The following is a 13,954-nucleotide window of genomic DNA, read 5'->3' as shown; positions in this document are numbered from 1 at the left end:
CCAAATGAGCTCGCAGTCTCTTTATAAAGTACCTAGTGACATAGCCCAAAACGCACTAGTGAATAATGACCAGTATAAAAAAATGTACCAAGAATCTGTGGTTAATCCAGAAGGTTTTTGGAGAGAACACGGAAAACGAATCGACTGGATCAAACCTTATACCAAGGTAAAGCAAACTTCTTTTGATGATCACAATTTATCTATCAATTGGTTCTACGATGGCACATTGAATGCATCTGCAAACTGTTTAGACCGCCACCTCGAAAAAAATGGCGATAGAGTCGCTATTATTTGGGAAGGTGACGATGCAAGCGAGCAACGTAAAATCACCTACGCCGAATTACATGCAGACGTATGTAAATTTGCTAATGCACTGCGTAGTCAAGGTGTCGCTAAAGGTGACGTTGTGACTATTTATATGCCAATGGTGCCAGAGGCCGCTGTAGCCATGTTAGCTTGTGCGCGCATTGGCGCAATACACTCAGTCGTATTTGGTGGTTTTTCACCAGACTCAATTGCATCACGTGTTATTGACGGAAAATCAAAAGTCATCATCACTGCCGATGAAGGTATCCGTGGTGGACGTAAAATTCCGCTAAAGCGCAGTGTAGATGAAGCTATATCAAGCCCAGATGTTACCTGTGTTGAAAAAGTTATTGTGCTTAACCGTACTGGTGGCGATATTGACTGGGTTGAAGGACGCGATGTGTGGTGGGACTCATTAATGGATGTCGCCTCAGAGCATTGCCAATATGAAGAAATGGGCGCTGAAGACCCGCTATTCTTACTTTATACCTCAGGTTCAACAGGTAACCCAAAAGGTGTTTTACACACCACTGGTGGTTACATGGTTTACGCGTCAATGACTCATGAGTATGTATTCGACTATAAAGAAGGCGAAGTATACTGGTGTACTGCTGATGTAGGTTGGATTACCGGCCATTCATATATGGTGTATGGCCCCCTAGCAAATGGCGCAACAGTATTAATTCATGAAGGGGTACCTAACTCACCGTCTCCGGCTCGTTTAGGTGAAATGATTGACCGCCATAAAGTGAATATTCTATACACTGCACCAACATTAATCCGTGCATTAATGGCTGAAGGCAAAGAACAATTTAGTGATTATAAAGGTGACTCGTTGCGTATTATGGGGTCTGTGGGTGAACCAATTAACCCTGAAGCATGGCGTTGGTATCATGAGGTAATTGGCCATGAACACTGCCCAATTGTCGATACATGGTGGCAAACAGAAACCGGTGGCATTTTGATCAGCCCACTCCCTGGAGCTACTGACGCTAAACCAGGCTCTGCAACTCGTCCATTCTTTGGTGTACAGCCTGCCCTAGTTGATAATATGGGTAATATTATTGACGGAGCGACCGAAGGTAATTTGGTCATTCTAGATTCATGGCCAGGTCAAATGCGCACCGTATATGGTGATCACGACCGCTTTGCACTAACCTACTTTAAAACATTCCGTGGCATGTACTTTACCGGCGACGGCGCAAGACGTGATGAAGATGGTTACTACTGGATTACCGGCCGCGTGGATGATGTTATTAACGTATCTGGCCACCGTTTAGGTACTGCTGAAGTTGAGTCTGCACTGGTTGCGCACGAGCTAGTAGCTGAAGCCGCAGTGGTTGGTTACCCGCATGACATTAAAGGCCAAGGCATTTATGCCTATGTAACGTTAAGCCGTGGAATTGAACCTACAGAAGAGTTGCGTCAAGAGCTGCGCCAATGGGTTCGAAAAGAAATTGGCGCTTTAGCAACACCGGATCTCATTCAATGGGCAAGCGGCTTACCTAAAACGCGCTCTGGCAAAATTATGCGTCGATTCTTACGTAAAATTGCCGCTAATGAAGTGACTAACTTAGGTGATTCTTCAACATTGGCCGATCCAGCGGTTATTGACACCTTAATTGAGTCTCGCCTCAATAAAACTGAGTAATATTAACCATAAGTGTTCGCTAAGGCTTGAATTAACCACTGGCCTTAGCTCCTTTTAAATAGTGTGTTTTAACATTATTTCTATCCCTTAAAAACCTCACCGGTTTTTCTTCTCGCCTCCTTGTTTTATTTTGATGAATAAAATCAAGGAGGCAATTTTTGTGACAACCAGCAACAGATCCTCAATAACAGATCTCGAGGATGACGAAAATTGAAAACCTCGAGGATGACAGGCCTATCGTCATTCCTGCAATGCTTTTGGGCTGGAATCTACCCTAATGAAAACCAATACCAGATCCTCGATAACAGATCTCGAGGATGACAGGACTACCGTCATTTCAGCAATGCTCTTGAGCTGGAATCTACTCTAATGAAAACCAATAGCAGATCCTCGATTACAGATCTCGAGGATGACGAAATTGGAAGCTTGAGGATGACAGGACTTTCGTCATTCCAGCAATGCTTTTGGGCTGGAATCTACTCTAATGAAAACCAATAGCAGATCCTCGATAACAAATCTCGAGGATGACGAGGCTGGGATAGCGTGACACTAGCTTAAATATTTTTGCAAAAAGTAACGCTTAATCATTGTTTCTATTTAAATTATCGCTCGATTTAGTTGATGATATACCTGCGGTTAAATTAAAGCGCATGGCTTCTTCAAATGACCAATCCACATCAATTAAGTCTTCACGTTTTACCAAAGTGGTAACGCCTGCTACTTGATAACTTAGCTGGAATAACACCGGAACCCATTCACCTTCGGGTAAGGCATCGATTAATGGTTTTGGAGTGTTGTCACTCATAATAAAACCTACAGCATAGCCACCATTGGCTTGTTTCACTAATACCGTTTTTTGCGACTTAGGTTTGCCGTCGGTGTTCATTAAACTGGCAATATCTCGAATACTGCCATAAACAGACTTAAATAGAGGAAACTTCATCAATTGACGTTCTAGCCATGAATATAGCCAAACAATTGGGCTAACGGAAAATAACAGTCCTACAATAAAAACAATAATACTGACAAGAATAAATCCCGCGCCAAGAAACAAATAACTCACTCCCAAGCTATTAAGCAGCACTTGACCTAAGCCATCTAGCGAAATAAACAACGACCAAAACAACCAAATCGATAGCGCCATAGGCAAAAGATTCATCAGCCCACGAGTCAGTGTTTTTTTCATATTTATATCTCCAAAAGTGGCCAATTAATTAACGCAACTAAAAACGCCTTAAGCGATAACTTAAGGCGTTATAGTTCAAAACACAATAATTTACTAAAAAACAACAGTATACAAGCCTAATTTATAGGTTTTATTGTGCTATTAATCTTGTAAATCTTTTTCCATATCTTCGTACGAGGTATGACGTACATCTTTTCCTTTAACGTAGAATATGACATATTCGCAGATGTTTTTACAACGGTCACCTACTCGCTCAACAGCGCGAGCAGCCCAAAGTACATCTAGTACACCTGGAATTGAACGAGGATCTTCCATCATGTAAGTCATTAATTGACGAATAATGCCTTCATACTCTTTATCCAGCTTGGCATCTTCTTTATGTAATTCAAATGCTTGTTCTGCATCCATTCTTGCTAGCGCATCTAATGTTGAATGTAAGGTTCTGGTCGCATGACGACCCATACTCTCAATACTGACCAATAACGGCTCTTGGTTTTTGGTCCGTTTCTCAACTGCGGCTTTGGCAATACGCACACAAGCATCACCAATTCGCTCAAGGTCTGTAATGGTTTTTGAAATGGCAATGATTAACCGTAAATCGCTGGCTGCTGGTTGGCGCTTGGCAATGATTCGGGTACATTCTTCATCAATAGCCACTTCCATGCCATTCACTTTATGATCACCCTGAATCACTTTTTGCGCTAGTTCTGCATCTAAACCTGCTAATGCATCTAAAGCCTGTTCTAATTGGCGTTCAACTAAACCACCCATAGCGAGCACACGGTTGCGAATATCGTCTAACTCAGCATTGAACTGACCTGAGATATGTTTATTTAAATTCATTTTTTCCATGATAAAACCTTAAACTGTTATGAGCTTTGCGCAAATACTGTGTTATTAACCCACCTAAATTTAGGCAGGTATATTTAGCCGTATCGTCCGGTAATATAATCTTCGGTTTTACGCTTTTTAGGCGTCGTGAAAATAGTATTTGTGTCGGCATACTCTACTAACTCACCCATGTACATAAAGGCTGTTTGATCAGACACACGAGCCGCTTGTTGCATGTTATGAGTCACAATTACTACGGTAAATTGCTCTTTTAACTCAGTGATCAACTCTTCAATAGTTAAGGTTGAAATAGGGTCAAGTGCCGATGTAGGTTCATCCAATAACAATACTTCCGGCTCAATAGCAATAGCACGAGCAATCACTAAACGTTGCTGCTGACCACCAGATAAACCAAAAGCATTATCATGCAAGCGATCTTTAACTTCGTCCCAAATAGCCGCGCCACGTAATGAACGCTCAGCAGCGTCATCAAGTTCGCGACGGTTGTTGATCCCTTGAAGTCTTAAGCCATAAACCACATTTTCATAAATAGATTTTGGGAAAGGGTTCGGACGCTGAAACACCATTCCCACGTTACGGCGTAATGCCGCCACGTCGACTTTTTTGTCATAAATATTTTGACCGTGGAGTAAAATTTCACCGTCAATTTTACAGCTATCAACTAGGTCATTCATGCGGTTGATACAACGTAATAATGTTGATTTACCACAACCACTCGGACCAATAAATGCGGTTACTTTCTTTTTAGGTATCTTCATCGATACATCGTACAGTGCTTGCTTGTCACCATAGCGAAGGTCAAGGTTGCGAATTTCTAACGCGGTATCCTGTTGAGCCAAATTGGCTAAGTCTAGTGTGTCTGTTTGCATATTTGAGCTATCAATCGAAATCATTTTATATTTTCCTCAGGATATCGCTAATTAGTGTTCTAGCGAACGGAATTTTTCACGTAAATGGTTGCGGACGCTAATTGCAGTTAAGTTAAGCGCAACAATTACAGAGACTAATAAGAATGAAGTGGCATACACTAAAGGTCGAGCCGCTTCTACGTTAGGGCTTTGAAAGCCAACGTCATAAATATGGAAACCTAAATGCATGAACTTACGTTCTAAATGAACAAATGGGAAGTTCATGTCTATAGGTAAAGTCGGGGCAAGCTTTACTACACCAACTAACATCAGCGGTGCAACCTCACCTGCTGCACGGGCAACAGCTAAAATCAATCCGGTCATAATTGCCGGACTCGCCATTGGTATAACAATTCGCCACAAGGTTTCAGCTTTAGTTGCACCCAGTGCTAAACTGCCTTGACGCACTGCACTAGGAATTCGGCTTAAGCCTTCTTCTGTAGATACAATCACTACTGGCAAGGTTAATATAGCTAAGGTTAATGCCGACCAAATTACCCCTGGTGAACCAAACGTAGGCGCAGGTAATGCTTCAGGGTAAAATAATTGGTCTAGCGAGCCACCTAACATATAAACAAAGAAGCCTAAACCAAATACCCCGTACACAATAGATGGCACACCCGCTAAGTTAATAACGGCAATGCGGATCATTTTAGTAATTGGGCCTTTTTTAGCATATTCATGTAAGTAAATAGCCGCTATCACACCAAAAGGTGTCACAATAACCGCCATTAACATCACCATAAATACCGTACCAAAAATGGCAGGAAACACCCCACCCTCAGTATTTGCTTCACGAGGGTCATGACTAATAAAGCGACCTATACCTACAAACCAATGGCCCACTTTATCTATAAATGACATATGGTTGGTGTAAGTTACATCAAGAATTGAATCAAGCTTTAAGGTCACCTCTTCACCACGCATATCGCGAATAACAACAGAGTCTCTGGCTGCTTCATCACGCAGGGCAAATAAATCTTTTTCTAATACTAGGTAATCATCATTTAATTGCTGCAATTGGGCAGCAATTTGCTGTTTACGCTCAGGGGTTAACTCTCCATCAAGTTCATATTTACGCTCTTTTAAACGTAAACGTTCCATCTGGTAGTTGATTGAACCAATATCACTTTTTTGCAGAGATAACGCTTGCTCTGAAATCGTCACCGCACGTTCAATATGTTCAACTAGTGATGACTCAATGGCGTCGCCAGTTAATTCAAGACGTTGCCCCTCTTCAATAACAGCCACTGGGTACCCATAAAAGTTACCATTTTTAGTTCGTTCAAATTTAGCCACATCAAGCGGAATGCTGCGGCTAATAATATCAGTTGCTAAAATCCAACGGAAATCTAATCCAACAAATTCGCGGTTACCTGTTTTAACCAAATAACGCGTTACAAACTCACCAGGATGTTGATTAAATTGATGACCTGCAGAAATTAATCGTTCTGTTGGTACTTCTTCTCGATCATAAATTTCGCCAATTAAGGTGCTTTTATTGCCTTGTTGATCTTCAAGTTGCCATTGGTAAACCTCAGCAGGCCAAAAGTAACTTAGTCCACGCCATGCAATTAATAGTAATAATCCAAGCACCGCGATCAAACTAATACTCACTGCGCCACCGGTCATCCAAATCCATGGTGAGCCTGATTTAAACCACTTACCCATTGCACAAACCTCTTAATTTAAGCGCTGAAAATGTATTTAATAACGTCATCATCATTTCCTTATAATGAGCTGTAACGGTCGCGTAAACGCTGACGTACAACTTCTGCAATGGTGTTAAATACAAAGGTAAAGACAAACAATACAAAGGCAGCTAAGAACAGCACACGATAATGTGATGAACCAATGGCCGACTCTGGCATTTCAACCGCAATATTGGCCGCAAGAGTACGCATACCTTCAAACACACTCCACTCCATAATGGCGGTATTACCTGTTGCCATTAATACAATCATGGTTTCACCTACTGCTCGGCCTAAACCCATCATAATGGCAGAGAATATCCCCGGGCTTGCCGTTAATAGCACCACGCGCGTTAAGGTTTGCCAGTTAGTAGCACCTAAAGCCAAGCTACCGTTTGATAAGTGACGAGGCACAGAGAAAATGGCATCTTCTGCAATAGAGAAGATAGTTGGAATAACCGCAAAGCCCATAGCAATACCGACGACTAAGGCATTACGTTGGTCAAAGGTAATACCTAAATCATTGGTGATAAATTGACGCGTATTACCATCAAAAAACATCACTTCAATCATTGGACTAATATGGAAAGAGAACCAACCGACAAATAAAATCACCGGAATAAGCATCAACTCTTGGTACACTTCAGGTAGGCGTAATTTCCACTTTTGGGGTAATTTGCTCCAGCTAAATGCACTTACCAGAATTGAAATGGGCAGTAGAATCAATAACGTAAGAATACCCGGTAAGTGATCTTCAATTAATGGCGCTAACCATAAACCGGCCAAGAAGCCCAAAATAACGGTTGGTAACGCTTCCATAATTTCAATGGTAGGCTTAACCACATTGCGTACTTTTGACGACATAAAATAAGCCGTATAAATAGCACCCGCAATTGCTAGCGGTACGGCAAATAACATGGCGTAAAAAGCGGCTTTCATGGTACCAAAAGCCAAAGGCATTAAGCTTAACTTTGCTTCAAAGTCATCTGAGCCTGACGTTGACTGCCATACATATTTAGGCTCTGGATATCCTTCGTACCAGACCTTTTGCCACATAGCACTCCATGACACTTCTGGATGACTGTTTTCAACGGCAAATAAATGGAGTTGCTTGTCAGCTTCAATTACCAGCGCATTTGAGCGAGGGCTGAACGACAATAGGCCAGGATTAGATAAATCAAATTTTTCTTCAAACAGGTTTCTTTGGCTAGTGGTATATAACAGAGTTAACTCGCCTTCTGGGCTAAGTACCGCAAAGGTTTTACGATAAAACTCGGTAGCCATAGCATTGATTGGTGCTAAATCATCAAATTGACGAATTAATTGATATAAACGACCATTGTCACTATTCACCTGAAAATACTGGCTGACTACACCGGTGTCATAACTCACCATAATAGAGCTTGCACCGGCTAAAAGGTCAACCTGTTTAATATTGGCTGTACCCTGTTTAACATCAACCACCTGCAAAAGAGTAATGTCTTCAACGTCACGAATATCATAAATATAAAGTTTATTGGCCGCAGGAATAATTAACTGACGTTGGTCAGGTGTTGTTAGCGGCAGTAAAGATTGACTAGGTGCTTCTTCAATAATTGAATCATAAGAAAACCATTCCACTTCTTCGGTCATCATATTTTCTTCGCCTTCTTGGCGATTAATATGCCAAAGGCCAGTGCCGTCCTGATAAACAAAAGTCATCTTATTATCAGAGTAATCAAACGACAACTTATAGATAGCGGCACCGTCACTGATTTGCAGCGGTGTTGGGGTTAAGTTGGTTACCTTTGGCGTAATAACCCGTTGGTTATTTGGATAAGTTACCCCAAAATCAATTCCCATCACAATCACTTGCCCTGTGCTTAAGCCCAAAGCAAAACGCTGCTCGCTGGCAATAGACTTCGCACTACTGGTAACTGAAGCACCTGCAGGAAGTAGCATATTTATAGATTGGATATGTTGATTAGTGACCGAAGAGTAAAAATCTACAGTGCCATTTTCAGCGACTCGAAAAAGTACTTCATTTTGCTCATCACTGCCCACCATCAATGTTGGGAAGTCGGTGTTTACTAAAGCCACTTTTGTCGCAGGCGTAATATCCGCGCCATCAAAAATAGGTTTAATGACATAAAGCAAATAAAAGAAAATAAGTAACAGCGCAACAAACACCATTGTTCCGCCTATGGTTACGCCAATTTGTGCTGCTTTATCCTTAAATGCTCTGCGTGTTGCATAATTATCTATTAATAGACTTTTTGCAGCAGAACCAGGCTGACTGACCTGACTTTCCATTAAGAACCTCTATATTTAATCATTCACTAGCAATAGTGCTTTGATTGTGTAAATTACTGTGTTAACAATAAATAATTATGACAACCACAAAATTAATTCATCAACACAATGATAAGTGGCTGGAATTATATTACGTAAACATGACAGTTGTGTTACAGCCAAAACTTTCGTTGTATGTAGGAGAAAATAAACTATGATGCGCTATTTGATAACACTGCAAGCACCTGATAGAAAAGGATTAGTTGAACAAATCGCCAATGCAATTAGTCGCCAAGAAGGTAATTGGCTAGATTCTGAAATGCGTCATATAGAAGGGATATTTGCCGCTATATTACAAATTGAGCTTCCCAGCGATAAATGGGAGCAATTACTAGAGTCGTTAGAGTGCATAGATGGCTTGTCATTAACTTATTCTCAAGCATCTCAGGTACAACCTCCTATAAAACACGTTAGTTATCAATTAGTGGCCTATGACAGACTAGGGTTAGTGCTGCAAATTTCAAACACCCTTAGTGCTTCAGGGATTAATATTGAACAATTCAGCAGTAAATATGAAACCGCAAGCCATACTGGGGTCGCCTTATTTAGAGCCAATATGCAATTGGGTTTAACAGACCCAGAACAAGAAGAACAAATTACTGAACAGCTTTATAAGCTGGGTGATGACGTGGTGTTAGATAAAACCCATTAATCAGCTCCGGTTAATACAATTCTACAATAAAAAATGCCTATCAATTACTGATAGGCATTTTTCTTCTAAAACTACATTCAATCTTAAAAACGATAACCAAAGTTCAGCGTGAAAGCTTCACGTGTTTCACCTTTATTATACAGAGCAGTGATATTGTAGTGCTTGCCGATTTGCTTATTAATGCCCACTAGATAAGCCCACTGGTTTAACTCTACGCCCACATCATAAGTAAAATCACGATTTAATTCTTCAATAAAGCCTAAATTACCTTCCATATTAGCTTTTAAGCCTTGATACTCGGCACCCACAAATACTTGGGCACGGTAATCCAATAATTGGTACCCCACCATTGGCTGAACCGTCACAATACCTTCGCCCCAATCTTGACCATCAAGTTTAGTTACGGCGTATGTTCCCGTTAATGATGCAAAAAACTCACGATAACCAATAGATAAGGTGGTGCCAAATCCAGCCAAGGTATAATCCAACTGTAATGGCACACCGAATGCGGCTGGGTCACAAATAGGTAAACCCACTTCATCAATTAACTTACACGCAATATCAGCTTTGAATTCTGAACCAAGCTTTTCTTCCAATACGTCTCGAATTACACCTGTGTACTCAGTATTTACGGTAGCATCAACTTTAATTTTTCCTCCAAGCACATACACATTCCAAAACGGCAAAATGTTCAAGTCTGCACGTATAGCCATACTTTCAGCGGTAACGATACCGTATGATTTTTCAGGGTCAAAAAAGTCATCTAACTTAAGCCCCATAATATCAAAGTAAGTAAAACCAACATCCATATCTTGTTTTCTATATGACACAGAGACACCGTAAGGTAACGGCACATCAATGCCTTGTCGTCTAACTAAGTCGGCCATTAATGGAAAATATCGGTCTAACTCAACTTTTTCTTCGCGCATGCGAGGGTCTGATACTTTGGTTAACAGATCTCGGTCTGAAATAACCACTGAGTCATCTTTATCGTAGTAAGCAATGGTTTTAATTTTTGTCTCGTATTGAACGGGCTTGCCTTTGCGACTGCCTGAAGCCACAATATGTTTATCTTTAATAAATACTTGGCCGGTGTCAGGTTTTACAACAAAGCTAATATCTTGCTTGTAAGAATCAACAGTATAACCTTCATAATCAAAGGGTTTGTTGTTAGTAATAGACATACTTTGAACATTACCATCAACAACCAGTAGCGACACTCTCATAAAGCGAAAATAAGCAATATCTTGCGGCAGTTGGTATTTAGAGTAATTAAACTCCACGATAACATCACCATTGTCTTTTTCTGTAGCTGTAATCGATGACTTGTCGTACCCCTGAGAATAACTTCTTAATAAATATTCAGTTTTAGTGGCAGATTCAATCTCTTCAATAACATTGGTATCTTCATCTAAATTTCTTGGGTCATATTTGATTCGCAGATCAATATTACCTTTAATGTCAGTAGTTTTAACCATAAACACTTCATTTTTATGGACTTCGCCATCTTCAACAACAGTGCGAACCATATGTTCAACTAAGTTTTCTCCCTGAGTTAATGAGCTAATACCCAGTTTAGGTATATCTTCTGAGATACCGTATTTTTCAAAAATATTTTCCACTTGATCACGAAGTTGAAGCTCATTAGGTGCATCAATATCTGAGGATGCAGCAGAAAAAGACAACAATAAAGCGATAGCACTCGGTGCTAAAATAGAAGGCTTTAAATGGGGTGACTTGCGCATTATTTTCAATAATTCCCTGTAACTATTATTCATACTTTTCGCCTTAAATGCGGTTAAAACTATGTAATGAAGTCTTGATCATGCTTAAAGTTAATTACAATACCTAGCTAATTCTACAACAAAAAAACACAATTGATACAATAAAAGCCCGTAATCACTGATTTTCAGCGATTGTTTCATAATTTTTCAATTAACAATAATATAGTAAAAATTTCATTAATTATTAGAATTAACCACGAAACAAAGATAGGCGAACGCAATAAAAACATGAAAATCAACAGCCTAACAAGATAGTTACGTTAGGTTAATTGCTTTTGGAAATCTGGCTTCATTAATGTGAGTTTTATTTCCCCCCCATACATCAAATGTAACAACTGTGTACTATTCTTAAGTAACTATTCTAATAAAAGTTGTATCTGATCATATTGATAAAACAATCTTAGCCCCCTCATATCTAATTAGGGGATACGAATTTCTAGCACAAAGTAAACACGTTACTTTATTAGTATGTCCCTTAAGGAGAATGTTTAATGAAAAAAGGACTACATACCACTATAGGTTTAGCAACCATATTACTATTCGCAGCTTGTAGTGATGACGACAAAACAACCGCTCCGCCTGAAACGCCAGATCCTAACGAGCCACAACCCGTTGAAATAGTCATTGGCGATGTCACCATTGAAGCCATAACTGAAAAAATTGAAATAACTAATACCGATAGTGAAACAAATTTAGTCAGTATTGATGCCATTAAAGGCGTCACTTATGCTAATGCAATGCGTTTTGAACATAGCGAATTATTATCTTTATCTGAAACTAGTGATGCTAAAGGGACTATTGACGCAACTGACTTTGGTGATAGCTGTCCTCAGCAGAGTACTCAGTTACCTTCTTCTGAAGATTGCTTGAATCTTAATATTTGGCGCCCTAGCGGTATAAGTTCTGATACTAAATTACCGGTTTATGTTTATATCCATGGTGGTTCATTTGAAAATGGATCAGGTAGTTTACCCAATCTAAGCCCTGACGTTGTTGTCGCTCAAAGTGTAATAGACACTCAAAATGGCGATAGGACATCACCTTTTATGGCAATTACTTTTAACTATCGCCTTGGTCTTTTAGGAAGCTTTTGGATTGAAGATAATGGGGATACTAAAGGGGGTAATTTCGGGATTGGCGATCAAAAACGCGCTTTACAATGGGTGAGTCAAAATATTAGTGAACTGGGTGGAGACCCTAGCAATGTTACTGTATATGGTCAGGGGAGTGGTGCTATATCAATTAATGTTATGCATCAAGAACATGAAACTGAACTTGATCCAGACTCCGTAGATAATGCAGCACCTCAATATTTCCAGCGCTCAATAATGCAAAGCTTACCGTTGGGGTTGCCTTTCAGAAGTTACAGTTTAGCTAAAGACTCTAATGAAACCATTATTGCTTTGGCTAATGAATTATTTGGTGATGAGAGCTCACCCGTTGCTGATTTAAAATCCCTTTCTGTTCCTCAAATACTTGAACTACAAAGCAAAGCAAAATCTCAATTAACGGGTCGATTATTTGGTCTACCCGATGGTGTGATTGAAAATATTGTTAAAGACGTTATTGACGGGACATCCCTAGCTGTAATTGCAGTTAAATATGCCTCAGATATTGCCGCCATTGAACCAAGAGCAAAAATGCTTGCTTTTGCTCCTTATGTAGAAGCTCATCGAGAGTGTATAAGAACAGGAATATTAGGCTGTCGTGAATATGCTGACTACGACGGTTATCATGTTATGGCTCAAACCGCCGACACGACGCTTCAAGTGCCCTCTGTAATTGGTTTCAATAGTGATGAATCAAATCCCTATACTGCAGTATTTAAAATTCCATTTCTTATTAATTTAGAAATACTGGGCTTTAATATTATCGACTTGATTTTAGGTTTATTAAGTGACGCGTCATTACCAGAAAATATTGCCGACTTTGTCCCTTATGAAGACGATGAAGATTCTAATGTTAATATTCCTGTGTACTCAATTTTATCTACTATTTGGTATTTAGATAACACTAGCGCGCTATCAATTGCAGATTTCAAGCCTGCAGAAGATGACACAACAATTAGTGGAGCTGTTGAAAACATGTCTAAGTTTAACAACTTAAACAATAATTTGTTATTCAAATGTGCCGCACGCGATTATGTACAGCAAGCTGTAGTAACAACACCCGATCTAAAAACCAGTTTGTATCATTTTGATTATATTTCTGGTTTTAATTCAAACTCATTTGACGACCCATTATTAGGGGCATTAGGTAGTTTGAGTTGTTTCTATGGCAAACCTTGTAACGGTGCAGAATTACCGTTTATTTTAAATAAAGCTATTGATGAAGACGGAACCGCATTATTTACCACAACACGAGATAAAAAGTTAATGCAATCACTTTCTAGATTATGGTTTAGCGATGCATTATTTGATGATAATCCATATACATCAGCTAATGATAATGTGCTTTATATTGGTGTAGAAAGTGAAGATATTGATGTACTAATTGTAGAGCCTCAAAACAATTGGGACAACATTATCAATACCAGTATTGATCCAACTGTATCTTCTGGAATATGTGAATTACTGTAACACCCAACCTAATA

Annotated in this window: 9 protein-coding genes; 3 read left to right on the top strand and 6 right to left on the bottom strand. The window is 39.7% G+C overall.

Annotated features, from left to right (window positions below; all coding sequences use genetic code 11):
- Positions 1–4 precede the first annotated feature (4 nt).
- A complete protein-coding gene (gene acs, locus L2672_RS11865; RefSeq protein ID WP_248996065.1) occupies positions 5–1,957 on the top strand; it encodes an acetate--CoA ligase in 1,953 nt (650 codons plus the stop codon).
- 580 nt (positions 1,958–2,537) lie between these two features.
- On the opposite strand, the gene L2672_RS11860 is transcribed toward acs, so the two are convergent.
- The 5 genes from L2672_RS11860 to L2672_RS11840 form a co-directional block, all read right to left on the bottom strand.
- Entirely contained in the window at positions 2,538–3,143 is a 606-nt protein-coding gene (locus tag L2672_RS11860; protein WP_248996064.1) for a DUF502 domain-containing protein, read from the bottom strand.
- Positions 3,144–3,284: 141 nt separating this feature from the next.
- Positions 3,285–3,995, bottom strand: coding sequence for a phosphate signaling complex protein PhoU (gene phoU / locus L2672_RS11855; RefSeq protein WP_248996063.1), 711 nt, complete (start codon positions 3,993–3,995; stop codon positions 3,285–3,287).
- 74 nt (positions 3,996–4,069) lie between these two features.
- Positions 4,070–4,888: a phosphate ABC transporter ATP-binding protein PstB gene (gene pstB / locus L2672_RS11850; protein WP_248996062.1), complete on the bottom strand. Its 819-nt coding sequence runs from the start codon at positions 4,886–4,888 to the stop codon at positions 4,070–4,072.
- A gap of 27 nt (positions 4,889–4,915) precedes the next feature.
- A complete protein-coding gene (pstA, locus tag L2672_RS11845; RefSeq protein ID WP_248996061.1) occupies positions 4,916–6,574 on the bottom strand; it encodes a phosphate ABC transporter permease PstA in 1,659 nt (552 codons plus the stop codon).
- 59 nt (positions 6,575–6,633) lie between these two features.
- A complete protein-coding gene (locus L2672_RS11840) occupies positions 6,634–8,886 on the bottom strand; it encodes an ABC transporter permease subunit (protein WP_248996060.1) in 2,253 nt (750 codons plus the stop codon).
- A gap of 193 nt (positions 8,887–9,079) precedes the next feature.
- Between L2672_RS11840 and L2672_RS11835 the strand changes: the two genes are divergently transcribed.
- A complete protein-coding gene (locus L2672_RS11835) occupies positions 9,080–9,577 on the top strand; it encodes a glycine cleavage system transcriptional repressor (RefSeq protein WP_248996059.1) in 498 nt (165 codons plus the stop codon).
- 83 nt (positions 9,578–9,660) lie between these two features.
- On the opposite strand, the gene L2672_RS11830 is transcribed toward L2672_RS11835, so the two are convergent.
- Complete coding sequence (locus L2672_RS11830; protein WP_248996058.1) at positions 9,661–11,355, bottom strand: porin family protein; 1,695 nt, start codon at positions 11,353–11,355, stop codon at positions 9,661–9,663.
- 497 nt (positions 11,356–11,852) lie between these two features.
- Between L2672_RS11830 and L2672_RS11825 the strand changes: the two genes are divergently transcribed.
- The gene (locus L2672_RS11825) at positions 11,853–13,940 is read left to right on the top strand and encodes a carboxylesterase family protein (RefSeq protein WP_248996057.1); all 2,088 of its coding nucleotides are present in this window, start codon (positions 11,853–11,855) and stop codon (positions 13,938–13,940) included.
- Positions 13,941–13,954: the final 14 nt, after the last annotated feature.

This window comes from Shewanella gaetbuli, from assembly GCF_023284065.1.
GTDB lineage: Bacteria > Pseudomonadota > Gammaproteobacteria > Enterobacterales > Shewanellaceae > Shewanella > Shewanella gaetbuli.
Note: the sequence above shows the minus strand (reverse complement) of the source record. Positions and strands in the feature narration are given on the sequence as shown.